The organism is Moraxella sp. 179-F 1C4 NHS (assembly GCF_045370505.1).
Classification (GTDB): domain Bacteria; phylum Pseudomonadota; class Gammaproteobacteria; order Pseudomonadales; family Moraxellaceae; genus Faucicola; species Faucicola tetraodonis.
The window spans coordinates 111,558-134,023 of record NZ_JBIQEC010000004.1 but is presented as its reverse complement, the minus strand read 5'-3'; the positions used below and the strand labels follow the sequence as shown (position 1 = coordinate 134,023).

Genomic DNA, 22,466 nt, shown 5'->3' with positions numbered 1-22,466 from the left:
AACTGCCAAAATCTGGCAAATACTTTTACCGCAATTTTTGTAGTATTTTTATATCAATTATTCCTTAACAACTAAAATTTCCTATTTTTATGCTATATTCATTTTTTTATAACAGTTGTTATGTTTGTACGCGTTTGGCTTGTATTAATTGAGGTTATTGCTTTATGTATGTTAAATATTCGTCGTCTATCGTCTCTTTATCGCTCTGTTTGTCGCATCGTTTGGGTGGTCAAAAACTGGCATTGCCTGTCAGCTTGGCGGCATTGTTGGCAGCTTGTTCATCAGCACCTATTCAGACCCAACCCCAAAAATTACCAGGTACCTTGCCGACTGCCCCTGTGGTCATTACAGTACCCCCTAAAGTCACGCCCGTGCCACCTGTGACTGTTCCAACCAATCAATACAGCAGCTTTTATCAGTGGAAATCGGATTTTATTGAACGCGCTGTGCAAAAAGGTTACCCCCGCGCTGATGTTGAACGCTTGCTGTCAAGTGCCAACTACAGTGAGCAAGTGGTGTCACTGGATAAAGGACAGCCTGAATTTGCCAAAATGCCTTGGGAATATATCGATGGTGCCGCATCGAGTGGTCGAGTCAGTGGCGGTCAGCGCAATTTTGCCAGCCAAAGCGCCCTACTTGATCGCATTGAAAATCAGTATGGTGTGCCGGCCTCTATTGTGACTGCCATTTGGGGCATGGAATCTTCATATGGTCAAGGCACAGGTAACTCATCACTGGTTAATAGTTTAGCGACCCTGGCATATGATGGTCGTCGCCGCAGTTTTGCAGAGGATCAGCTGCTAGCGCTGTTGTCGCTGCTTGAGCGTGGTGATATTGATTGGTCGCAACTGCGCGGCTCTTGGGCAGGTGGCATGGGACATACCCAATTTATTCCCAAAACTTGGTTAGATGAAGCAGTAGATGGCAATGGTGATGGTCATCGTAACCCTTGGCATACCGCTGATGCGTTAGCCTCTACCGCAAGCTATCTTAAAAATGCCGGCTGGCAGCGCGGCATGGGCTCGTACTATGAAGTACGATTACCAAATGGTTTTGATTATCGCCATGTCAGTACCAAAAAAACCATGGCGGACTGGCAAAATTTAGGTGTTCAGTTTATTACCCCAAATGCGCCCATGGATGCGATGGCAGAATTATGGCTCCCTGCGGGTAAAGAGGGTCCTGCGATTTTATTAACCAAAAATTTTGATGCCATTAAGGTCTACAATAATTCCTCCAATTATGCTATGGGGGTGAGCTTACTTGCCAAAGCCATTATCGGGCAGCTAGGCTTACAGCAATCTTGGCCTCGCTATGAGCAGCCACTTGCTACTTATGAAGTACGCCAACTTCAACAGCGTTTGACGGCAATGGGTTATGATACCAAAGGGTCAGATGGCGTCGTAGGTACCAATACCAAATTGGCATTTCAGCGCTGGCAAGCTGACCACAACCAAATCCCAGATGGATTCATCTCAAAACGCTCGGCAAGTGGGCTGATTAATTAAGGTATTTCTTTATAAAAAAGCCACCGAATGATTTGGTGGCTTTGTTATTTAATTATCCATACTAAATTCTTCAGCGTAGCTATTCCAACCGAGCTTAGTACGGCAAGCTTCAAAAAAATCCACCCCAGGTGGGTGTAATAACGTGAGTTTGTTAGGATGCTTGTGAATTACTAAGCGCTGGTTTTGGTTGAGCGGCACCGATGGTTTGCCATCTGCACTCACCATCGGCTGGGTGCGGTTATCTTTATGGATGCGGATTTTGATTTCGCTGTTGCCGCTAACCACAATCGGGCGGCTTGATAAGGTATGTGGATGCATGGGCACCAGACAAATGGCATCCATACTAGGATGAATAATCGGCCCGCCACCTGATAGCGCATAAGCCGTGGAACCTGTTGGAGTGGAGGCAATCAGACCATCACTGTGCTGACGATAGACATTAAGCCCATCAATTTTTAAATGAAAATCTAGCATATGCACTGATTTACCTGCATGCAGCACAATGTCATTTAGCGCCATATCTTCATAAATCACATGCGCACCTTGACGGATTTCCATTTTTAGCAAGAATCTATCTTCAAGCTGATAATGACCTTGTAAAATACTGGTCAATTTCATGTTTAAATCATCAGGATAAATGTCAGTTAAAAACCCTAAACGCCCGCGGTTTACCCCCACCACTGGCACTTTGTGTTTGACCAGTACTTGCGCCGCATGTAGCAGCGAGCCATCACCACCGACCACAATGACCAAATCACAAGCACCGCCGAGCAAACTGCGCTCAATCGTAGCAATCTCGCCCAGACGTGCAAAATCTAATGCCGGCAACCGTGCCGTCTGATGGTCAATTAATAAAGGCAACCCTTGCTCATGAAAAAAATCGCAAATTTGGTAGATACTTTGAATGACACTTGGCTTGTTGGCACGACCCATAATGCCGATACGCCCAAAGGCAGGATTGGGAATAAGTGTGGACGTCATAGCAGAAAATTAACTGATAAAGATTGAACTATTTTATCACAGCTTACTGGCTCACGTTATGCCCAATCAGTATTTTATATTACAAAATTGCTAACCTTCGTTGTGCAGTTAATGTATACAAACTCGTTGCTATTTGCTAATTTAAGGTAATTGATATCTAGTTAACTTTTGGAATTTTTTAACGCTTGGGAGCAAATTTTTATGGCAAATCCGATTATATCTCGCGCTGAACTTGCGGTTAGCACGACACCGATGACGGTCAAAGGGGTCATCCGAAAAACCTCTTTTCTGCTAGGTTTGACGACCTTATCGGGTGTTGGATTTTTTGGCTATTGCCTAACTAGTGGCGTCACTTCAGGTTTTGTTAGTGTAGCAGCTTTAGCCAGTATCTTGGTGGCTTTTGTATTGAGTATGGTGATTATCTCAAAACCCCACATAGCTAAAACACTGGCAATTCCTTATGCAATTTTAGAGGGCATCGTGATTGGCGCGATTTCTCTCTTTGCTAGCATCAAGTTTCCCACAGTTGCGCCGACGGCGTTGGTCGCAACTTTTGTAACCGCTGCCGTGATGCTGGCACTTTATCGCAGTGGCGTGATTAAAGTCACCCAAAAATTTCGTTCGGTGATGATGTCGGCTGTGATTGCTATCATGCTGGTGTATCTGGTACAAATCGGGTTTAGCCTATTTGGTAGCTCACTGCCGTATTTGTTTAGCGGTGGCGTGGTGGGTATTGGTTTTAGCTTGCTGGTGATTGTGATTGCGTCATTGAGCTTGTTATTAGATTTTGACAGCGTTGAGCGAGCTTATGCTGCAGGGGTGGATGAAAGCTATGAATGGCTACTAAGCGTCGGTATCTTGTCAACACTGGTGTGGATGTATATTGAATTTGTGCGTTTACTGCGTTCACTGCAAAACTAATTTTTATTAAATAAAAAAACACGGTATTCTAAACCGTGTTTTTTTATGGCTTGCAGTTTAAGGTAGTAGTCGTTCCATCACCCATTGCTCGTCAGCTAGCGAATAAACAATGCGGTCGTGCATACGATTGGCTCTACCCTGCCAAAATTCGATTTTTTCTACTGTCAGCAGATAGCCTCCCCAAAATTCTGGCAAAGGGATTGGATTGTCCTCATACTGCGCAGTTAATTGGGCAAATTTGTCTTCCATTACCTCGCGGCTAGCAACCACGCTGCTTTGTGGCTCGCTGACCCAAGCGGCTAGTTGGCTGTCACGGGGGCGGCTATGAAAATACCGGGCGGATTGTTCACGGCTAACCTTTTGCACAGCGCCGGTAAGACGGATTTGTCTTTCTAGGCTCGGCCAAAAAAATAATGCTTCTGCATTGGGGTTGGTCGCCAAATCACAGCCTTTGGCACTGTCGTAATTGGTATAAAACACGAGGCCAATGCCTGCGTTATCCAATTGGATAATTTCACGCATCAGTAAAGTGCGTACACTTGGCTGCCCATCACGTCCACAAGTCGCCAGTGAAAACGCATACGCTTCCCCTTGCTTGACGTCAATCGCTTGCTGCACCCAAGTTTGTAGTAAGCCAAACGGCTGCTTTGGCAAGTGTGATTCGATAAGCTCGCCTTGCTCATACGATAATCGTTGACTGGTAAAATCAATACTCATGTTTTATCCTTATAAAATGTCAACTTTACGCCATCACTTGGCGTACTTTTTCAGCAAGTTCATTGGCTAGCATATCACACTCAATCTCATCATCGCTTTCGACCATTACCCGAATCAATGGCTCTGTACCTGATTGACGAATCAGTAAACGACCCCGTCCTGTCAATTTTTCTTCGGCATCTTTAAACGCATTTGCCAATTCTGGGAAGGTGTAGGGATCTTGTTTTTGCGCCAATCTGACATTGACCAATTTTTGTGGTAGCTGCGTATAACCCTTCATCAGCTCTGATAATGATTGTTTGCTCTGCGCCATCACCGCAAGCACTTGTAGACCTGCTACAATGGCATCGCCCGTACTGGCTTTATCTAGGGTTAAAATATGACCTGATGACTCACCGCCCAGTACCCAGCCATTTTTTTCAAGCCCTTGCATGACATAGCGGTCGCCGACTTTGGCGCGTTCAAAGGCAATGCCCGCTTTGTCAAACGCCAATTGTAGACCCATGTTGGTCATCAAGGTACCTACCACGCCATCGACTTGTTGCTCTGCTTGGGTGGCTAAAATATATAAAATGCCGTCACCATCAACCAACTCGCCTTTTTCATTGACCATGATGATACGGTCGCCATCGCCATCTAACGCAATACCCACTTGGGCCTCATGGTCAAGCACCGCTTGTTGCAAGTTTGCCGGATGGGTAGAGCCGACATTGTCGTTGATATTAATGCCATCGGGTTTATCGCCAATGGCAATGACGGTCGCACCTAACTCACGTAATACACGGGGTGCGACGCTGTATCCTGCCCCATTGGCACAGTCAACGACGATTTTTAGGGCATTTAAATTTAGATTGTAGGGGAAAGTGCCCTTACAAAACTCGATATACCGGCCTTTGGCATCTTCCACACGATAACTTTTGCCAAGCGCTTCTGGTGCGTCAATGACGACATTGATATCTTTGATTTCATCGATTTTTTCATTGATGGCTTGTTGAATTTCATCTGACAGCTTTTTGCCTTCATTGGAGAAAAATTTGATACCGTTGTCATAAAATGGATTGTGGGATGCGGATATCACTACGCCCGCATCAGCGTGAAAACTTCGGGTCAAATGCGCGATGGCAGGGGTTGGAATAGTGCCTAGCATATGCACATCTACCCCTGCGGCGTTAAATCCTGCTTGCAGACAGGCTTCAATAACATAGCCAGAGAGCCGCGTATCTTTACCAATGACGACATTGGGACGATGATTTTCGTTCGGGGCTGCTTGGTTGGCTAGCAGCACTTTACCCGTGGCATAGCCTAATTTGATTAAAAACTGCGGATGTATCGGAAATTCCCCAAACTTACCACGAATACCATCAGTACCAAAATAACTCATTTAATTCTCCTTTGTCGCCCGTTGTTGTTATCACAATATAAAATTTTAGCATAGCAAAATTTCACGCATGTTGCGATATCTGTTTGTTTTTATGGGTGATGGCGCAACACGTTACTTTAAGCTATAAAAACTTTGGGCGATAAATTGGGCCATAAAAAAAAACTGGGTAGTTAACCCAGTTTTAGCGCAATCAACCTATCACTTAGTTTACACGGTAATTCGGTGCTTCTTTGGTGATTTGCACGTCATGTACGTGAGATTCTTTCATACCGGCCGAAGTCACACGCACAAATTGTGGTTTGCTACGCATTTCTTCAATATTGGCACAGCCTGTATAACCCATTGACGAACGTAAGCCACCGGCTAATTGGTTGATGATACCGTTCATTGGACCTTTGTAAGGGACGCGACCTTCGATACCTTCAGGTACCAATTTTTCTACCCCTTCTTTGGCGTCTTGGAAATAACGATCAGATGAACCATTTTGTCCTGACATCGCACCTAGCGAACCCATACCACGGTAGGCTTTGTAGTAGCGACCTTGGAATAGCTCCACTTCCCCTGGCGCTTCTTCGGTACCTGCAAGTAAAGAACCCACCATGATACAAGAGGCACCCGCTGCTAACGCTTTTGCCATATCGCCTGAAAAACGGATACCACCATCGGCTATCAGTGGAATATCATTTTTTAGCGCATCAGCCACGTTGCTAATCGCTGAAATTTGCGGCACGCCGATACCTGCGATGATACGTGTGGTACAAATAGAGCCCGGACCGATACCCACTTTGACCGCATCGGCACCCGCATCACGCAACACGAGTGCCGCATCAGCAGTGGCGATATTACCGCCAATCACTTGGATGTTTGGATAGTTCTTTTTCACCCAAGCCACGCGATCAATGACGCCTTTTGAATGACCATGTGCGGTATCTACGACAATCACGTCCACATCGGCAGCGATGAGCGCTTCAACGCGGGCTTCGGTATCTGCCCCCGTACCCACTGCCGCACCAACACGTAAGCGACCTTTGCTATCGCGGCAAGCATTTGGGTTGTTTTCTGCTTTGGTGAAATCATTGACAGTAATCAAGCCTTTTAATTGAAAATTGTCATCCACAACAATCACTTTTTCGATGCGGTGTTCGTGTAGCAGACGTTTAATATTCTCTGTGGGCTCGCCTTCTTTAACTGTCACCAATTTTTCTTTTGGGGTCATGATATTGCGAACAGGCTGGCTTAGGTTATTTTCAAAACGGATATCACGGTGGGTGACGATACCCACGACTTGGTTACCTTCTACCACAGGCACACCGCTGATTTTGTTTTCTTTGGTGATACGAAGCAATTCGCCAACACTGGTATCGGGTGATACGCTGATAGGGTCAACAACCGTACCGGCTTCAAATTTTTTCACCCGGCGTACTTGCATGGCTTGTAAATCAATGTCCATGTTTTTGTGCAAAATACCCATACCGCCAAGTTGGGCAATGGTAATCGCCATTTGCGATTCAGTCACGGTATCCATCGCAGCAGAAACAATGGGTAAATTTAGCTCAATACCGCGCGTCAAACGGGTTTTTAAATCTACCATCTTAGGCAAGACTTCAGAATAAGCAGGTAGTAGTAGCACATCATCAAAGGTAAGTGCTTCATCAACGATTCGTAACATAAAGACCTCGGAGCAGTTAAGAGTAGTTAAATAGTATTTAGAATTTTGTCGTGGTGAAAAATTTGACAGCCAAAAAACCGCAAAAGGCTGAACAGTTCCCTGCCCAGCCTTTGGATTTAGCGTGTTGTCATTGGTATGTTCAATTGACACCATCGTTTAGTTTTTGATTAACCGTCTATTCTAGCTAAAATCGGTTAAATTATCAAGCGATTTAAATGGTGACAGGTTAAAATCAGCTTAAACACGGCGCCACGTCGTGCCATTTTTACCGTCTTCTAGCTCAACACCTTGCGCCTTCAAATCATTACGAATTTGGTCAGCTTTGGCAAAGTCTTTGTCCGCTTTGGCTTGCTTGCGGGCTTCGATGAATGCTTCAATCTCGCTATCACTTAACCCGGTCGTTTCGCCCACTTTCGCTTGTAAAAAATCGGTTGGATTAAGCTGTAAAATATTGAGCGGTTGTGCCAAATCTTTTAGCAATGTTGCTAACGCCAGCGCTTGGGCATTGCCTTCAACGGTTTCGAGATTGACCGCTTTGTTGATTTCACGCGCTAGACTAAATAATACGCTCACCGCCCCTGCACTGTTAAAATCATCGCACATCGCTTGATTAAAAGGGGTTTCAAATGGGGTTTCGTCAATCTCGCCGGCTGGTTCGGTGAGGCTTTCTACAGATTTTAAGGCTTGATACAGACGCGTGAGGCTGGTTTGGGCTTCTTTAAGCGCGCTATCTGAGAAATTCACTGGACTGCGATAATGACTCGATAAAATAAAGAAGCGAATGGTCTCTGGGTGAAACTGCCCCATCACATCGCGAATGGTAAAGAAATTACCCAGTGATTTTGACATTTTCTCGCCGTCAACATTGATAAAGCCCACATGCATCCAGTTGTTGGCATAGGTTTTACCGGTTGCGCCTTCAGATTGGGCAATTTCGTTCTCGTGGTGCGGAAACTGTAAATCATGTCCGCCGCCGTGGATGTCGAAGGTGTCGCCCAAGCAGCAAGTACTCATTGCCGAGCATTCGATATGCCAACCTGGGCGACCCACCCCCCAAGGCGACTGCCATTTGGTCTCAGATGGCTCTGTTTGTTTGGCAGATTTCCACAATACAAAGTCAAACGGATTTTTTTTGTCTGTCTCAACATTCACCCGCTCGCTAGCACCCGCTTGCATATCGGCTAGGCGACGTTTTGAGAGTTTGCCATACTCAGCAAAATTTTCGACCGCATAATAGACGTCGCCCGTTGCGCCTTGATAGGCTAAATTTTTGCTTTCCAGCGTTTGAATTAGATGCTGCATCTGTGGGATAAAATCCGTGGCTTTTGGCTCACTGTTAGGACGCTCACAGCCCAGATTATCAGCATCTTCATGCATGGCTTTGATAAAGCGGTCTGTCAACTCATAGATACTTTCGCCATTGTCCTTAGCGCGGTTAATAATTTTGTCATCAATATCGGTAATATTACGCACATAATTGACATCATAGCCAATATGACGCAGCCAGCGCACGACCACATCAAAGCCGACCATGACCCGTGCATGACCAATGTGGCAATAATCATACACCGTCATCCCACAGACATACATGCCAACTTTGCCTGCTTCTAAGGGCATGAATGGGCGTTTTTGTCCACTCATCGAGTCATATATGGTAATCGGCATGGGCTGTGTCAGCTGTGTCATGGGATAGTCACCTGTGCAAGTTGGGTAAAAAAGACAATCGGTTATCATACCGAAATTTTGTTAAAAGTGCTATGATTTGGCATATTTCACACTTTAAGGTCTCTATAATGGGCAATCGATTATCAAAGATTTACACCCGAACGGGCGATGACGGCACCACTGGCATGGCGGATGGTTCACGCGTCTCCAAGGCAGACTTACGCTTTGACGCCATGGGCAAAATTGACTTATTAAACTCCCAAATCGGTTTATTGCGGGGCTATCTTACTCAAGATAGCCAATCCCAACCTAACCATGTCCAACCCAACCACGCCCAATTTGATGCTAAACTAAGCCGCTTGCAGCATCAGCTTTTCAATCTAGGGGGTGAACTTGCTATGCCCGAATACCGCGGGATTTTGGCAGACTATGTGACGGAACTGGAAAATCAAATTGATGAGTGGAACACCCATTTACCACCCCTCAAAGATTTTATCTTGCCTGCAGGCACCATGGTGACTAGCCAAGTGCATATCGCTCGCTGTTATTGCCGAGACGCTGAGCGCCTACTCGTGGCATTAAACTCGCGGGATGATAATGTCTCACCACTCAGTCTACAGTTTATCAATCGTCTATCCGATTGGCTGTTTGTATTGGCGCGTGTCGTTGCTCGGTTGGATGCTGGTCAAGAAGTGCTTTGGGATAAAACCACCTTGTCATAACTCTATCACGATACTTTAAAAACGCTATCCATTAAAAACACTATACTTTAAAAAGCCATGCTACAATTTAGCCAACTGTCCTACCAAATCGACAATCGAACACTCGTTAATCATGTTTCAGGTGAAATCCATGAGCATGACTTTATTGTCATCACAGGACAGTCTGGCAGTGGCAAATCGTTACTGCTAAAGCTACTATCAAGCCTATTACCTATGTCAACAGGTCACATCACGTTAAACGGCAAAAATTTGACCGACTTGACACCGGCTATTTGGCGCTCACAGGTGGCCTATATTGCGCAACTAAGTGAGATGATTGAGGGCAGCGTCTTAGATAACTTGACCCTGCCCTTTAGCTTTGCACTTTATAAAGACAAAAAACTCGATGTATCTTGGCACGAGCAGCAGCTAGTTAACCTTGGCAAATCACCCCAGTTTTTACAGCAAGATAGCCGAAGCTTATCGGGTGGCGAAAAACAGCTTGTCAATTTATTACGCACGCTACAATTGCACCCGACCATTTTATTACTTGATGAGCCTACCGCATCCCTTGATACCACTACCACCCACCAAGTCGAAACATTGATTAACCACTGGTATCAATCCACTCCTAATGCTACCGTCGTGTGGATCAGCCATGAGCCGACCCAAATTCAGCGCTTATTGGCGATTGGCACTAGCCACTGGACGATGGCTAATGGTCAATTGAGCAATGACGAGTTAACAATCGATAGCAAAGTACCCGCATCCATAGTACAAGGGAATCAGCCATGATGATGTTAGCCATCACTATGCCGCCTATCTCCTACCTACAAGTAGCGCTGGCAAGCCTGGCATTATTACTGGTGATGGCAATCAGTGTTTGGTTAAAATTGGGTATCGTCAAATCCCTGCTCATTGCAAGTTTTCGCACGGTGGTTCAACTAAGCCTAATTGGACTGGTCCTTGCGTGGATTTTTGCCAGAGAGCAATGGTATGAAGTGTTGGCAATTTTGACTTTTATGTCGATTGTCGCCACTATAGCTGCCAAAAATCGGGTTAACAAACCTTATCAAGGTTTATTTTGGGATACGGCGCTGGCGGTGTTTGTCAGTAGTTGGGTGGTGGCTATATTTGGTGGTTGGTGGGTGCTGTCAGATAACGCTGCTACATGGTTTCGCCCCCAAGTGATGATACCATTATTGGGGCTGATTTTAGGTAATTCATTGACTGCTGTCTCACTCTGTATGAACCAACTTGTCAGCAGTTTTCATCGCGAACAAAATATGATTAATACTTATTTGGCATTGTCCGCCACGCCTTGGGAAACTGCAAAACCCTATGTCATCGCTGCCATTCAAAATGGCATCACACCGACGATTAACAGCATGATGGTGGTGGGGTTAGTGAGCTTGCCGGGTATGATGACAGGACAAATTTTGGCAGGCGCAGACCCGCACCAAGCCGTGCTTTATCAAATTATAACCCTGTTTTTAATTGCCACCAGCAGTACCTTAGGGTGTACAATAGCGACTTTGCTGATGTTTCGACGGTTTTTTAACCCGCAATGGCAGTTTGTCATTCCACCGTCTGACTAACCGTTGATTGGCTATCTTTCACTTATTTACTAAAAATTCTAATGACCCTGCAAAATTTCTTATTTTTTTTAATCAGTACTTGCCTTATCTCGGCAGCGCCTGGCTCTAATATGCTGTTAGCGTTCCAATTTGGTGTCAATTATGGCATCAAAAAAACCCTGTGGACGTTAGCAGGGCTGAGCATGGGTCTATTTATATTACTAACAACGTCACTGTTAGGGCTAGGGCTTATCAGTACCAACGCGCCTTTTTTGCTGACCATTATCAAAGTCGTTGGCGCGCTGTATTTAGCCTATCTTGGGATAAAATCTTGGCGCCAAGCTGACAGCGAATTGCACAGTGACCAGTTACAGGTCATACCGACCCCCGCGCAACTGTTTAAAACAGGGGTTTGGGTGTCTTTATCCAACCCCAAGGCGATTTTGTTTTTTGCCGCATTTTTTCCCAAATTTATCAATTTTTCCGCGCCTTTACTGCCGCAATACCTCATACTCACGCTGGGTTTTTTTATGATTGAGATAACGTGGCAGCTGGTTTATACCATGAGCGGCAAAAAACTGTCGGATTGGCTGCAATTGGGCAATCGCTTGATGTGGCTTAATCGATTATGTGGGTTGATATTTATCATCATTGCCATGGCGCTTATTACTGAGATTTTTTGGCATTAGCGGTTCAAAAAAAATAGCGACGGGCGATATCGACAATCAATTTGAGCGCTATGAGGGTGATTAGATACGGCAGGATTTTTTCTAGCCAGTCTAAACGGATTTTATGGCACAGTCGGGTACCAAGCCATGAGCCCACGGTTGCCATGATGACCATCATCACTAGCAACTGCCAATAATCGGCAAACACAAATCCCATCGCCACATAAACTAGCAACTTAGCGGTATGCACCACCGTCATCATCAAGGCGCCCGTGGTAACGACGACATTATTATCATCATAGTACTTATTGAGCATGGCGATATTGAGCGGACCCGGTGTGCCAACAAACACGCCCAAGCCCGTTTGTGCAAATCCGACCAAAAAGAAACTTTCAAAACGGCGAATCACTCGGTTAAAAGTGCTTGGCCAGGTTATTAGTAAGATATAAATACCGATAAATAACGGAATAAGCTCTAAATGTATAAAGCGTACTAACACGCCAAATATCAACAGTCCCGTCAATGAGCCCGCCAAAAATTGCCAAAAATAGGTAAAGTCTAAGGCATCCCGACCAAACCAAGCGCGTGGCATTACTGACAAGCTGGGTCACGCCATGCACTGGTACAATCGCTGCTGCAGGCACAAAAAATGGCATCAGTCCAATGAGTATCATGCCGCCGCCCACGCCTGTGATGGCGGTTAAAGCAGAGGTTAATAAATTGGCTAAGGCGAGTAAGCTATCATTCAGCATTTTTTACCCTAAAATAAAAAACCCGACATGACATCGGGTTTTTTGATATGTGAGGGTTAAGCATCGTATGGGTCGCGTAGCACGATGGTTTCGGCACGGTCAGGACCTGTTGAGATAATGTCAACGGGACACTCGATGAGCTGCTCAATGCGTTTGATATAAGCTTTGGCATTTTCAGGTAGCTTGTCATACTCTGTCACGCCTACAGTGCTAGTTTTCCAACCTGGCAATGTTTCGTAAATGGGTTTGACATTCTCGTAAAACTCCGCATCGCTAGAGCCGCAAACTTCCCCACTTGGCAACTCATAACCCGTACAGATATTGAGGTGTTCAAGGTCATCTAACACATCAAGCTTGGTCAAGCAGATACCAGATAATGAGTTTAGTACCACAGCACGGCGTAGAATCGCTGCATCAAACCAACCACAACGACGGGCGCGGCCCGTGGTAGCACCAAATTCTTGACCCACAGTACCGATGTGCTCACCGATATCATCAAATAACTCAGTTGGGAAGGGACCCGCCCCCACGCGCGTGGTGTAAGCTTTGGTGATACCCAATACATAGTCAAAGTACAAGGGTCCAAGACCCGTACCCGTTGCCACGCCGCCAGCTGTGGTGTTTGAGCTGGTAACGAAGGGATAAGTGCCGTGGTCAACGTCAAGCAAGGTACCTTGTGCGCCTTCAAACATTAAGTTTTTGCCTTCTTTGCATAGCTTGTCAAGCTCGCCCGTCACATCAGCTACCAAGTCTTTTAGCGCATCACGCCACTCTTCTGCCAACTTTAAGGTCGCATCAAAATCAACTGCGTCCACCCCATAATATTGGGTCAAGGCAAAGTTATGGTACTCAAGGTTAGTTTTTAGTTTATCGGCGAAGTCAGCTCGCAACAAGTCAGCAAAACGCAAGGCACGGCGCGCTACTTTATCTTCGTAGGCAGGGCCGATACCACGCCCGGTCGTGCCAATTTTGTTGTTACCACGTTTGACTTCACGGGCTTGGTCAAGCGCTACATGCTGTGGCATGATCAGTGGGCAGTTGGGTGAAATACGAAGTCGCTCACGCACAGGCACGCCTGCTTCAACCAGTGATTGCATTTCTTTTAATAGCGCGTCTGGGGCTAGCACCACGCCATTACCGATGTAGCAAGTAACCCCTTCACGTAGAATACCCGATGGAATCAAATGTAATACGGTTTTTTTACCGCCAACGACTAAGGTGTGACCGGCATTATGACCGCCTTGATAGCGCGCCACCGCACTGGCTTTTTCAGTCAATAAGTCAACGATTTTGCCTTTACCCTCATCGCCCCACTGGCTACCAAGGACAACGACGTTTTTTCCCGTATGTTTCATGATAAGTCACCTTTTATCAAAGTAATTGCTAAAAACAAGTTTATGACAGCTTAAAAATTAATTTTCTGCCAAATGCTCTAAGTACCAAACCCCATTCGCTACTTGCAAGCGATGGGTGGTTTGCTCAGGTTCATCGGTTTCATCCAACGCAATCATCACCCGATGCCCTTCTTGGCGTAGTGAGTCAATCGCTTGTTTGAGCGCTGGCGCATCAGGATGATTGGGTACATGTAAAATAGTTTGTACATGGCTATAAGGCACCACGGTAAAAGGCTGCTCATGTACTTGGATATGATTTTGCCAACGGTTTAGCTCGCAGCTAAACCCAACGCCGGAACGCACGGCATCGGTATTATCAACTTCATGATGAAAATGATTACTAAAACGACCACCACGAATCAGCGGCAATGACTCATCTGCCACGTACACATTAAAGACAACGCCTGTATGATAGTGATATCCCAATCCTGTGACATCGACACTGACATTGGCATCCCAGTGCTCTTCGAGATAACTCACCAGATAAGTCAAATCAGACAAGGCTTTGGCAATGATAGCATCGTGTTTGGCTTGAGTTGATAGACGTTCACTCAGTTTTTGCAAGTCATTACCTGCCTCGCCAAGCACATAAAAATCGTTGGCAAGTTCGCCAAACTGGTTCATTTTGCTGGTCAAAAGTTTCAGCTCAGGTAACGCTTTATTGGCATACAGCTCAATTAGTTTTTCTTGCAGATACGTAGGTACACTGGCAAGCTGGCAAAGCTGCTGAAAAATCGCCACATGACCAATATCAATATGCGAGTGCTCAATCACATCGGTGCTATCTAACAAGGTAAATAGCACATCTAATAGCTCCACTTCACTGGCTAGTGAATCGGTACCAAAAATCTCAGCCCCCAACTGTAGCGGGGTGCGCGAACCAAATAAGCCCTTTGGCATGGTATAGATTACATGCCCTGCATAACAATAGCGGGAAATTGATTTTGCTGGGTTACTAGTGTCTTGATTATTGTGTAGACGCGCATCAATCCGCGCAATTTGTGGGGTGATATCCGCGCGTACCCCCATGAGCCGACCCGTTAGCTGATCAATGATTTTAAAAGTTTGTAATTTAACATCTTCAGACGCATAGCCGAGCAAGCTTTCGGTATATTCAATCATGGGCGGGCTAATAAATTCATAGCCATGGCTGATTAAAATCCGGGTCAATTGATAACGCAGGGTTTCTTGCTTTACCGCTTCGGTTGATAGTAAATCGACAACCCCATCGGGTAATAGCCAAGTATTTTTTGTATTAAGATAAAAAGCAGACTGATTTGCCACGTTTGTGGAATTTGATGCTAAATTTGACACAATAAATCCTAAGGATGATTAAATGATATATCACTAGACATGACAACAAGCGGCCATATGAAAACATAGACCATGAATTACCATGTAAAATCATAGAATAATCGATGAGAAGGGCACTTACAAAAATAAAATAAGCAAAGAATAAAATAAGGGCACTTTTCCTTTTCATTGTATCATAGCTTCACTGGGCTTAGGCATTTTTTTATTGCCCAATTTTTTATGCTAAACTCCTATAAAATTTTATTGAAACTTATTTATTAAAACTTACACCCATGCAACCAGTATAGGGAAATCCAATTTACCCATGAAACTCTTTGTCTCAACCACCTCCCCTTTCGCCCGTCTCGTGATGGTCGCCTGTTTACGCCAGCAGATTGATGCCGAGCTTATATTTGTCATGCCTTGGGAAAACCCACAAGAATTATTAGCGGTCAACCCTTTTAGCCAAGTACCTGCCCTGCTCACCGATAATCAATTACTCATCACAGAAAGCAGTGTGATTTTGGCGCACCTTATGCCGCAAATTTTCGCTGATGAAAAATCTGCCGCTTTAATCAGCCTGAGCCTCGGCATTATCAATCAAACTGTTCGCGCCTTTGCCACCGAGCGCTTTCAGCCATCAATTGCTACCCCACATCCATTTATTGAGCGCTCCACCAGTCTATTGTCGAATTTACTCCCCAATGCACCACAGCTCGACGCACAAAGCGATGCGTTAAGCCAAATCTTTTTTGGTATCGCTTTAGGGTATTTAAAATTACGTTTGGCTGAGGTGTTTGACAAGGCAGTAAGTGAGGCAAACAAAGCGGCACTTGAGCAATTTTGTCAGCGAGATTTTATGCAAAAAACTCAGAGTACTGCTTTAGAAAAACTACCAGCATCTATCTTTAAGCTTTAGCCAATCTTTCATCTAACACAATTAAAACGTAAAAAGAGCTCATTATGTCCTATCATCCAAAAGCTGAATTAAACCAAACCAATGTACTGGGTACCGCACTAGCGAGTTGCTGTTTTGACCCGTTAACAGGTTATTATCGAAATGGTTTTTGTCATACCGGCGCTGGTGACGTCGGCTTACACACGGTTTGCGCCAAAATGACCCGAGAATTCTTAGAATTTTCTGTTGCCAAAGGCAATGATTTGGTGACGCCTTTACCCGAATTTGGTTTTCCAGGGCTGCAGCCCAATGATTTTTGGTGCGTGTGTGCCCTGCGCTGGGTGGAAGCATTGGATGCGGGGGTTGCGCCGCCGCTAAAGCTTGCCGCATGTCATGAGAGTCTCTTAGAGTTAGTAGATATAGAGACACTGCAGCAGTACGCTATCTAAGGCGATAGTGAAAAAATGACCGTTGCTAATTCCATAGTTAACTAGATTCAACTAGGTTTTAGCGGTCTGTTACGTATAATTATCTTGAGATTGTCATTTTTCACTGTTATCATTATCCATCTAACTTTAGCGGTACGATTGCATTGTCAATGCATGACTTCTTTTTTTATTCGTTTAAAAATCACTGAGAATTACAAAATAGCAAGAACACACAGGCGCATTTGCCTACTTTGATGTTTACTTGCTGTTTTGTGGTTGCTACCTTTTAGTACTTTGATAACGACTGGACACATTTATTCGATCTGATATAACTCTTTCAAATCGTGATAGCGAGGTTTTTGGTTATGACGCCACCCCACCAAAACAAAAATTTATCTGAACGCAGCGACGATTTATTAGAGCACCCCACTCAGACGACCCAGCGCGTAACGCCGCCTTTAGCCTCAGCGCTTAATCCGCCACATGATATGTCTGCAGATGCTTTTACCCTTGCCAATGCGGATTTCATGTATGATGAAATCACTGATGAAGAACTCGATTTGCACGGTGATGATAGTTATATCTATGGCGAAGATTATGATGATGATGGCACTGTCGAAGTCTATGCACCGACCGATGTACCACCCCCTGAGTACAACCCTGAAGCTGAAATCACCGAAGATCGCTTTAAAGGGAAAAATGAGATTGCCAACTGCTTTGCCTACTCTCGTAAATCTGGGGAAAAAATCGGCGAGATTGAACTTGATGATGTGCGCCGCGAATTATCCAACAACAACGTATTTGTTTGGGTAGGACTGCATGACCCAAGTATCGAAACCATTCGAGAAGTCCAAGAGGCATTCGACTTACACGAACTTGCCATTGAAGATGCTTTCGCTGAGCATCAACGCGCCAAAGTTGAAAGCTATGGTAATGATAGCGTGTTCGTGGTGGTACGAACCGCCAAATTGACCGAAAACACCATTCGTTATGGCACTACGGCTATCTTTATGGGCAAGCAATATATCATCACTATTCGTCAAGGTGCCTCTCATAGCTACCAGAGTGTGCGAGATTTTTGTCATCGCCGACCAGAAAAATTACGCCTTGGACCCATCTTTGTGCTGCACGCCATCTTAGACTTTATCGTCGATAACTACTTACCTGTCACTGAAAAATTAGGACGTTATTTGCGCGAGCAAGAACGGGAAATTTTCTCTGAAAACTTTAACAAGCATACGCTGCGCAATTTGTATGAATTAAAATCACAGCTCGTACATATGCGTGCTGTCATCTTACCCGTACAAGATATCTGTAATTTTTTTATCAATCATAAAAAGACTGATTTGATTCCAAGTTTCCCTAGCCAAGCCAAACCGTATTTTCGCGACGTCAATGACCATCTACTGCGTGCGCTCGATGCGGTCAATGGACTTAACGAAATGCTCAGTGTTGCCATGGATACTTACATGGCAGTGGTCAATATGGGTCAGAATGAGGTGGTACGAAAACTTGCCGCTTGGGCAGGTATACTCGCGGTTCCGACCGCCGTCGCAGGGATTTATGGGATGAACTTTGACAATATGCCTGAACTAAAAATGCATTATGCCTACTATGTCTTATTAGCCGTTATTTTGACCATTTGTTTCACGCTTTACTATCGCTTTAAAAAGGCAGGTTGGCTGTAAATTTGATCTTTAATTATAAAAGCTTAACAGATGATGCTGTTAAGCTTTTTTATTATTGGTTTATAAATTTATCAATTAAACACTATTCTCTAAACAGTAATTAAATTAAACAGCTCATCAATTTCTTCTTTCAAATGATACATTTCGGTGTCATTCCATTTTTTGGATAAATGGCTGATGGGCAAAATCACACAGTGTAAATCTCGATAAGTAATGGCATTAAAAGTATTTCTAACAAGAATTTTATTGGCTTCTCGTTCAAAATATTTAATTACATCAATATTTTGGGTAATGACTAAGACAGGTTTTAAAATGCTATATAGCCAATCAAATAGATGCGTGTGTTTATGCTGAGGGCTTAATAAAGTCTTTTTGGGGGTGATAACACTATAAAGGTAAGTTTCAATCACAGGATGATTTGAGATTTCATCAATCAAATTTTGCTGAAATATATGGTTGCGATTCCACTGTAAATCATCATTGTAGCTAGCGATGTCATAATGCTCAGCAAACGATTCACGATCAAACCCTATGTCATCATGCCAAATATTTGCATCAAACACGTCTAAATTAACTTCGCGAGCTGGATTGTAGCCGACCATCATGATTTTGCAATTAAGGGGTGACCCTGAACAGATAAAGGGACGTACTTTCACATTGTCTAGTTGCTGCTCGCTAAGCCGCTGCTGCATTTCTGTACGGAATTTTTTTAAATCCATTTTCACGATTTATTTCCAAAAAATTTACTATCAATAAAATCCCATAATTTTTATTATATTACCTAGTCGCTATACAACAATCAATATACTTTTAGCGATAATTAAGTCACTGCTTAGCCTATAAATAGCAAATAAAAAAACCTCAAAAAGCATGAGGTTTTTTTATATTTATAGCCTATATATTTATCGCTTAGTAGCTTATGATAGCGGCAATTACAATTTGCTAGTTAGTTCTGGCAAGACTGTAAAAATATCACCTTCTAGGAAATAATCAGCCACTTGAGAGATAGGCGCTTCTGGGTCATTGTTGATAGCAACGATAACTTTTGAATCTTTCATACCTGCCAAATGCTGAATAGCACCTGAGATACCTGCGGCGATATATAGGTTTGGCGCAACAATTTTACCCGTTTGACCCACTTGTAGGTCGTTTGGCACATAACCTGCGTCAACTGCCGCACGTGATGCACCCATCGCAGCACCTAGCTTATCAGCGAGTGGCTCAATATACTTGGTGAAGTTTTCACCGCTGGCTAATGCACGACCACCTGATACAACAATCTCTGCAGCAGTTAATTCTGGACGATCAGATTTTGCTAACTCTTCACCGACAAATTTTGATTTGCCCGCATCTTCGCCTGCGCTTACTTGCTCTATACTGGCTGCGCCGCCTTCTGCTGCCGCTGCATCAAATGCAGTGGTACGAACTGTGATAACTTTTTTGCTTTCAGTATCTTTAACCGTTGCAATGGCATTGCCTGCGTAGATTGGACGTTCAAATGTCTCTGCATCAATCACAGCGGTTACATCAGTTAGCATATTTACGTCTAACAAAGCGGCAACGCGTGGTAAGAAGTTTTTACCTGTGGTTGTTGCTGGTGCAACGATATGGCTATAATCACCTGCAAGCGATACCACGAGTTTAGCGACGTTTTCAGCCAGTTGATGCTCAAAAGCAGCGTTACTTGCGCAAAGCACCTTTGATACACCCGCTACTTTAGCGGCTTGTTCTGCTACGGCTTCACAGCCAAGACCTGCAACTAACACAACGATATCGCCACCGATTTTGCTTGCTGCCGTTACGGTGTTGAGTGTTGCTTTTTTCAGCTCTTTATTATCATGTTCTGCATATACTAAAATTGCCATGAGATTTTCCTTAATATTTGATAATCGCTATCGTTAAATGACGAATTAAATTGAAGGTAGTTAAATGATTAGATAACTTTAGCTTCGTTTCTTAATTTATCGACTAACTCGTCAACCGATTTAACTTTAACACCCGCTTTACGCTCTGCAGGTGGCGTTACTTTTACGATTTGAATGTTACTAGCGGTAGAAACACCATAATCTTCTGGTTTTTTCTCTTCTAATGGTTTTTTCTTCGCTTTCATGATGTTAGGCAGTTTGGCATAACGTGGTTCATTTAAACGTAAATCAGTGGTGATAACCGCAGGCAATGATAACTGAACGGTTTGTAAGCCACCATCGATTTCACGTGTTACATTGACGCTACCACCTTCGACTTTTACTTGTGATGCAAAGGTTGCTTGACCTACATCCATCAATGCCGCTAGCATTTGACCTGTTTGGTTGTTGTCATCATCAATCGCTTGTTTGCCTAGTAAAATGATGTCAGCAGCTTCAGCTTGTGCAATCGCTTTTAAAATTTTTGCCACTTGTAGGGGACGCACAGTGTCGGTCGTTTCAACTAAAATACCACGATCTGCACCCAGTGCCATTGCGCCACGGATTTGTTCTTGTGCTTCTTTTGGACCGATAGATACAACAACAATTTCAGAGACCACGCCCGCTTCTTGTAGGCGTACAGCTTCTTCCACAGCAATCTCATCAAATGGGTTTACAGACATTTTAACATTGGTTAAGTCAACACCAGTGTTGTCCGCTTTTACACGAACTTTTACGTTATAGTCAACTACACGTTTAACAGCAACTAATGCTTTCATACGTTCCTCGTTTGTTATATGAATTAAAAAAGGAGGATAAATCCAAGTATCCCCAGTCATGATAAAATGAACATCCTATTCTTCTTAACTTAAACTAGCTTGGTGAGCTAACTTAGCAAGCTAAAAAGAATAGTTATACTGTGAATACTCACAATACCCATTATCTTCGTTAATAATATATGTTGCGATAACTTACCCAACAAATCAAGAAAATCCTATGAATTTTAAGTCATAAAAAAATGGTTGGAAAACATCAAAAATTCTTGAATTTTTCGAATATATCATAACTAAAATAATTAGGGAAATTTTTTAACTAAATATTCAACATACAATGTCTTGTGCTTGATATAAACATTAAACACAAAACAAACGCGCAAAAAAAAACAACCTATCGTCTGGTTGTTTTTCTTTATTGCAAGCTAATTAAGATAAGCAGTTAATAAACAAACAATTAAGCTTGTAGTTATTATTATTGTGCTTCAATTTGTTCGGCTTGTGGGCCTTTTTGACCTTGGCTCAATACGAAGCTCACACGTTGACCTTCTTTAAGTGTTTTAAAACCTGAACCTTGGATTGCACTGTAATGAGCAAAAACGTCTTGACCGCCATTGTCTTGAGCGATGAAGCCGAAACCTTTGCTTTCATTGAACCATTTTACAGTACCAGTAGCTTTATCTGACATAAAAAATCCTACATTAAAAATTAACTATGTTATCTATAACGCTTGCAATTACTTAGGTAAATACAGGATGTTATAAATTGTCATCGCCAAAAGTTTGTTAAGTGTATTTTAGCGAATAATCACAGTATAGCCTAGTTTTAGCGTTTCACCTACTATTTTTTGATTTTTTTACCACAAAGTTACAATTAAAAAGGGATTTAAATTGACTTTATTAAGCTAGATTAAAAGCGATTACGCCGTTCATCAACATATTGATAAATATCGCAATGCTGGTCACCATAATCACCAGTGAAAATGATAGGCTATAGTCCATATATTTGATGGGCATACTCATATCATCGACATCTTTAATATCGCCCGCCTGGTCTTTGAGTAGATAAAATCCGTAAATCCAACCAAATATGCTATACAGAATATAGGCAAATGGCACGACTTTGGCAATGCTACTAAATGCACCATAATATACGGCGACCACGGATACCATGAGCCACACGGTTTCTAATATGGAGCTCACGCTAAATAACTTTGATTGCGGCAATTTTCCTAAGTTTTTCTTCAAAACTATGGATTCATAGGCAATCAGTAGGGCGACAATTAACGTACCGACCAGATAAATTGCTTGCCAATTTAACGTATAGCTATCCCCCATCAGGTAATTCAAAGGATTTGCCAATGCAGGCAAAGCACTCATACCGCTAAAAGTGTGTAAAAAAGTTGCAGTCGACAACTGCCAAACAGACGCTATATTCAAAACAAATCTCATAAACTTTATATCGATACCCATTATTTTATACTAAAAAACCCTGTCTATGTAACTTTACACAGCGCAGGGTTATTGTCATTTTATTAGTTTTACCAAT

23 protein-coding genes are annotated in these 22,466 nt (G+C 43.5%); 9 read left to right on the top strand and 14 right to left on the bottom strand.

Annotation, left to right across the window (positions count from 1 at the left end):
- Nucleotides 1–164 precede the first annotated feature (164 nt).
- Nucleotides 165–1,508 (top strand): lytic murein transglycosylase, encoded by a 1,344-nt coding sequence (locus ACH0AB_RS03290; RefSeq protein WP_219333235.1) that lies wholly within the window; start codon nucleotides 165–167, stop codon nucleotides 1,506–1,508.
- Between the two features lie 48 nt (nucleotides 1,509–1,556).
- Here the strand turns inward: ACH0AB_RS03290 and ACH0AB_RS03285 are convergent, their stop codons facing one another.
- Complete coding sequence (locus tag ACH0AB_RS03285; protein ID WP_128677936.1) at nucleotides 1,557–2,489, bottom strand: NAD(+) kinase; 933 nt, start codon at nucleotides 2,487–2,489, stop codon at nucleotides 1,557–1,559.
- Between the two features lie 201 nt (nucleotides 2,490–2,690).
- Here ACH0AB_RS03285 and ACH0AB_RS03280 point away from each other — a divergent pair, with 201 nt between their 5' ends.
- A complete protein-coding gene (locus ACH0AB_RS03280; RefSeq protein WP_406877148.1) occupies nucleotides 2,691–3,410 on the top strand; it encodes a Bax inhibitor-1/YccA family protein in 720 nt (239 codons plus the stop codon).
- Nucleotides 3,411–3,467: 57 nt separating this feature from the next.
- On the opposite strand, the gene pdxH is transcribed toward ACH0AB_RS03280, so the two are convergent.
- From pdxH to cysS, 4 genes are all read right to left on the bottom strand, one after another.
- Nucleotides 3,468–4,127 carry a pyridoxamine 5'-phosphate oxidase gene (pdxH, locus tag ACH0AB_RS03275; protein WP_406877147.1) on the bottom strand — a complete coding sequence of 220 codons (660 nt, stop codon included), beginning with the start codon at nucleotides 4,125–4,127 and terminating at the stop codon, nucleotides 3,468–3,470.
- Nucleotides 4,128–4,152: 25 nt separating this feature from the next.
- On the bottom strand, nucleotides 4,153–5,508 hold the full coding sequence (glmM, locus tag ACH0AB_RS03270) for a phosphoglucosamine mutase (RefSeq protein WP_095355507.1): 1,356 nt from the start codon (nucleotides 5,506–5,508) through the stop codon (nucleotides 4,153–4,155).
- Nucleotides 5,509–5,710: 202 nt separating this feature from the next.
- Nucleotides 5,711–7,177 carry an IMP dehydrogenase gene (gene guaB, locus ACH0AB_RS03265; protein ID WP_282840998.1) on the bottom strand — a complete coding sequence of 489 codons (1,467 nt, stop codon included), beginning with the start codon at nucleotides 7,175–7,177 and terminating at the stop codon, nucleotides 5,711–5,713.
- A 237-nt stretch (nucleotides 7,178–7,414) separates the two neighbouring features.
- The gene (gene cysS, locus ACH0AB_RS03260; RefSeq protein WP_406877146.1) at nucleotides 7,415–8,863 is read right to left on the bottom strand and encodes a cysteine--tRNA ligase; all 1,449 of its coding nucleotides are present in this window, start codon (nucleotides 8,861–8,863) and stop codon (nucleotides 7,415–7,417) included.
- A gap of 107 nt (nucleotides 8,864–8,970) precedes the next feature.
- Here cysS and ACH0AB_RS03255 point away from each other — a divergent pair, with 107 nt between their 5' ends.
- From ACH0AB_RS03255 to ACH0AB_RS03240, 4 genes are read left to right on the top strand one after another with little or no spacing between them, the layout of a single operon-like run.
- Nucleotides 8,971–9,564 (top strand): cob(I)yrinic acid a,c-diamide adenosyltransferase, encoded by a 594-nt coding sequence (locus tag ACH0AB_RS03255; RefSeq protein WP_406877145.1) that lies wholly within the window; start codon nucleotides 8,971–8,973, stop codon nucleotides 9,562–9,564.
- A gap of 57 nt (nucleotides 9,565–9,621) precedes the next feature.
- Complete coding sequence (locus ACH0AB_RS03250; RefSeq protein WP_406877144.1) at nucleotides 9,622–10,338, top strand: ABC transporter ATP-binding protein; 717 nt, start codon at nucleotides 9,622–9,624, stop codon at nucleotides 10,336–10,338.
- Nucleotides 10,335–11,141, top strand: coding sequence for an ABC transporter permease (locus tag ACH0AB_RS03245; RefSeq protein ID WP_406877142.1), 807 nt, complete (start codon nucleotides 10,335–10,337; stop codon nucleotides 11,139–11,141). The genes ACH0AB_RS03250 and ACH0AB_RS03245 overlap by 4 nt, the downstream gene beginning before the upstream one ends.
- 41 nt (nucleotides 11,142–11,182) lie before the next feature.
- Complete coding sequence (locus tag ACH0AB_RS03240) at nucleotides 11,183–11,809, top strand: LysE family translocator (RefSeq protein ID WP_406877141.1); 627 nt, start codon at nucleotides 11,183–11,185, stop codon at nucleotides 11,807–11,809.
- Nucleotides 11,810–11,813: 4 nt separating this feature from the next.
- On the opposite strand, the gene ACH0AB_RS03235 is transcribed toward ACH0AB_RS03240, so the two are convergent.
- The 4 genes from ACH0AB_RS03235 to ACH0AB_RS03220 are packed head-to-tail and all read right to left on the bottom strand — an operon-like array spanning nucleotide 11,814 to nucleotide 15,248.
- The gene (locus tag ACH0AB_RS03235; RefSeq protein WP_406877192.1) at nucleotides 11,814–12,311 is read right to left on the bottom strand and encodes a TSUP family transporter; all 498 of its coding nucleotides are present in this window, start codon (nucleotides 12,309–12,311) and stop codon (nucleotides 11,814–11,816) included.
- Nucleotides 12,202–12,540 carry a hypothetical protein gene (locus ACH0AB_RS03230; RefSeq protein WP_406877193.1) on the bottom strand — a complete coding sequence of 113 codons (339 nt, stop codon included), beginning with the start codon at nucleotides 12,538–12,540 and terminating at the stop codon, nucleotides 12,202–12,204. The genes ACH0AB_RS03235 and ACH0AB_RS03230 overlap by 110 nt, the downstream gene beginning before the upstream one ends.
- Nucleotides 12,541–12,596: 56 nt before the next feature.
- A complete protein-coding gene (locus ACH0AB_RS03225; protein WP_406877140.1) occupies nucleotides 12,597–13,895 on the bottom strand; it encodes an adenylosuccinate synthase in 1,299 nt (432 codons plus the stop codon).
- Between the two features lie 57 nt (nucleotides 13,896–13,952).
- The gene (locus tag ACH0AB_RS03220) at nucleotides 13,953–15,248 is read right to left on the bottom strand and encodes an ATP phosphoribosyltransferase regulatory subunit (protein ID WP_050324362.1); all 1,296 of its coding nucleotides are present in this window, start codon (nucleotides 15,246–15,248) and stop codon (nucleotides 13,953–13,955) included.
- Between the two features lie 304 nt (nucleotides 15,249–15,552).
- On the opposite strand from ACH0AB_RS03220, the gene ACH0AB_RS03215 reads away from it, so the two are divergent.
- The 3 genes from ACH0AB_RS03215 (at nucleotide 15,553) to corA (ending at nucleotide 18,241) form a co-directional block, all read left to right on the top strand.
- Entirely contained in the window at nucleotides 15,553–16,146 is a 594-nt protein-coding gene (locus ACH0AB_RS03215; protein WP_406877139.1) for a glutathione S-transferase N-terminal domain-containing protein, read from the top strand.
- Nucleotides 16,147–16,190: 44 nt separating this feature from the next.
- Complete coding sequence (locus tag ACH0AB_RS03210; RefSeq protein WP_065252584.1) at nucleotides 16,191–16,574, top strand: DUF2237 family protein; 384 nt, start codon at nucleotides 16,191–16,193, stop codon at nucleotides 16,572–16,574.
- A 506-nt stretch (nucleotides 16,575–17,080) separates the two neighbouring features.
- A complete protein-coding gene (gene corA, locus ACH0AB_RS03205; protein ID WP_406877191.1) occupies nucleotides 17,081–18,241 on the top strand; it encodes a magnesium/cobalt transporter CorA in 1,161 nt (386 codons plus the stop codon).
- A gap of 89 nt (nucleotides 18,242–18,330) precedes the next feature.
- On the opposite strand, the gene ACH0AB_RS03200 is transcribed toward corA, so the two are convergent.
- The 5 genes from ACH0AB_RS03200 to ACH0AB_RS03180 form a co-directional block, all read right to left on the bottom strand.
- Entirely contained in the window at nucleotides 18,331–18,966 is a 636-nt protein-coding gene (locus ACH0AB_RS03200) for a hypothetical protein (RefSeq protein ID WP_313012515.1), read from the bottom strand.
- Nucleotides 18,967–19,173: 207 nt separating this feature from the next.
- Entirely contained in the window at nucleotides 19,174–20,106 is a 933-nt protein-coding gene (locus ACH0AB_RS03195) for an electron transfer flavoprotein subunit alpha/FixB family protein (protein WP_060994967.1), read from the bottom strand.
- A 68-nt stretch (nucleotides 20,107–20,174) separates the two neighbouring features.
- A complete protein-coding gene (locus tag ACH0AB_RS03190; protein ID WP_099807962.1) occupies nucleotides 20,175–20,924 on the bottom strand; it encodes an electron transfer flavoprotein subunit beta/FixA family protein in 750 nt (249 codons plus the stop codon).
- A gap of 469 nt (nucleotides 20,925–21,393) precedes the next feature.
- On the bottom strand, nucleotides 21,394–21,606 hold the full coding sequence (locus ACH0AB_RS03185; protein WP_007116781.1) for a cold-shock protein: 213 nt from the start codon (nucleotides 21,604–21,606) through the stop codon (nucleotides 21,394–21,396).
- 211 nt (nucleotides 21,607–21,817) lie between these two features.
- Nucleotides 21,818–22,357, bottom strand: coding sequence for a hypothetical protein (locus ACH0AB_RS03180; RefSeq protein ID WP_219331179.1), 540 nt, complete (start codon nucleotides 22,355–22,357; stop codon nucleotides 21,818–21,820).
- Nucleotides 22,358–22,466 lie beyond the last annotated feature (109 nt).